The sequence below is a fragment of the Nonomuraea ceibae genome, from assembly GCF_019396325.1.
GTDB classification, from domain to species: domain Bacteria; phylum Actinomycetota; class Actinomycetes; order Streptosporangiales; family Streptosporangiaceae; genus Nonomuraea; species Nonomuraea ceibae.
Genome location: NZ_JAHKRO010000239.1, coordinates 1 through 1,763, shown reverse-complemented (window position 1 = coordinate 1,763; position 1,763 = coordinate 1). Strand labels below are relative to the sequence as shown.

General features: G+C 66.6%; 3 protein-coding genes. 2 read left to right on the top strand and 1 reads right to left on the bottom strand.

Annotated elements, in window-relative coordinates; translation table 11 throughout:
* Positions 1-401 precede the first annotated feature (401 nt).
* A complete protein-coding gene (locus KME80_RS49725) occupies positions 402-893 on the bottom strand; it encodes a MarR family winged helix-turn-helix transcriptional regulator (protein WP_219520074.1) in 492 nt (163 codons plus the stop codon).
* Positions 894-1,006: 113 nt separating this feature from the next.
* Between KME80_RS49725 and KME80_RS49720 the strand changes: the two genes are divergently transcribed.
* Together KME80_RS49720 and KME80_RS51570 are read left to right on the top strand one after the other, a co-directional pair.
* Positions 1,007-1,585 carry an NADPH-dependent F420 reductase gene (locus tag KME80_RS49720; RefSeq protein WP_219520071.1) on the top strand — a complete coding sequence of 193 codons (579 nt, stop codon included), beginning with the start codon at positions 1,007-1,009 and terminating at the stop codon, positions 1,583-1,585.
* Between the two features lie 56 nt (positions 1,586-1,641).
* Positions 1,642-1,763: ArsR family transcriptional regulator (locus KME80_RS51570; RefSeq protein WP_219520077.1), on the top strand; the 122-nt coding region annotated here is incomplete at its 3' end.

Sequence of the window (1,763 nt, the reverse complement as noted above, 5' to 3'; positions counted from 1 at the left end):
AGATCCGGAGAAGCGATCAGCTGATCGTCGATCTTCACGTACAGTGCTGTCGCGAGGGTGTTCAGTTCTGTCGTCACAAACGGATCTTGAACGCCCTCGCTTCATGTCCGCAGCCGAACAGCTGATCCCAACCCCTTGGAATCAATCATCTAGACGGGCGCTGCCCGGGCGCGGGGGACACGGTACTCCCCCGGATCTCCCCAGCATGCTCGTACACCATCTCCACCCGCTGACCGTACGGTCAGGCACGCCCTGCGCATGCGCACTGTGCCCCACTGCACAGCCCAACCAGCCGACGCGAGCCCACCGGAAGAACTGTGCAAGCCCGGCCGCCGACAGCTCCTCGGGGAAGCTCGTAGCGGGCAACGCCGCTCCTCCGGGACCGGGAGGCTGAACGGAGGTCAGGTGGCCTTCTTGCGGGAGGCGGTCGGCAGTACACGGGGGCGCAGCTTGGTGCGCACACCGTCCATGATGTCGGCGAGCTGGGCGATCTGCTCGTCGGTCAGGAGGTCGATCAGGCCGTCGCGGACCGCCGCCACATGTCCCGGCGCGGTCTTCTGGAGGAGTCGCTGGCCGTCTTCGGTGATGACGACCATGGTCCTGCGTTCGTCGTTGGTGTCGGTTTCGCGGCGTAGCAGGCCGGCCTTCTCCAGCTGGGCCACCTGGTAGCTCAGGCCGCTGCGCGAGGTGATCATCAAGTCGGCGAGCTCGGTGATGCACCTGTGCCGGGGGGCGCACATGTTGGCCCAGTGCAGGATCTCGTACTGGATCATGGTGAGGCCGGCGTCGTCTCGGAGCTGGCGTTCGACATGGCGCTGGATCAGGCCGGAGGTCTCCAGGAAGCCGGTCCAGGCGCGCATCTGCGTCTCGTTCAACCACCGCGGTTCGCTCATGGGAGGAGCCTATCGGAGTTGCGTCGAATTCGACGCAATCGTACGATCGACCCTGTTGCAGAAATGCGTCAAATTCGACGCATTTCTTGTCGTGCCATCGGAAAGGGCCACTCATGAAGATCAGCATCATCGGCGAGGGCAATGTCGGCTCCGCGCTTGCGCGCCGTCTTGCCACGGCCGGGCACACGGTCACCACGGCGAACTCCTCGACCCCCGCGGACCAGGTCGCGACGCAGGTCGCCGGGGCCGACGTCACCGTGCTGGCCGTGCCGTTCCCCGCCGTCGCCCAGCTCGACGCCAAGGTCAAGACCGCCCTGCGGGACAAGGTAGTGATCGATGTCACCAACCCGCTGGCGGCCGACTTCATGTCGCTGACCATCGGGCACACCACCTCGGCGGGTGAGCAGGTCGCCGCCACACTGCCCGGGGCCCGGGTGGTCAAGGCTTTCAATACGGTGTTCGCCGCCAGCTTGGACACCGCCGACCTGTTCCTGCCGGTGGCCTCCGACGATGAGGCCGCCAAGAAGACGGTGCTGGAGCTGGGCACGCAACTCGGCCTCGACGCCGTGGACGCCGGCCCGCTGGCCAACGCCCGCTACCTGGAGCCCGCCGTGCAACTGCTGATCCAGCTCGCCTACGGGCAGGGGATGGGCGCAAGCATCGGCTTCACACTGACACGGGCAGGCGCGTGACGAGACCAGCTTGCGTAACTTGCGGGTTTACGTAACCCGTAGGGTACAAAGGACGGGTGAGAACGGGAGTGTTCGAGGCGCTGGCCGACCCGGTCCGGCGCAGGCTGCTGGAGCTGGTGGCCGAGCGCGAGCGTACGGCCGGCGAGCTGGCCGGGGAGTTCGAGACCAGCCGCCCGGC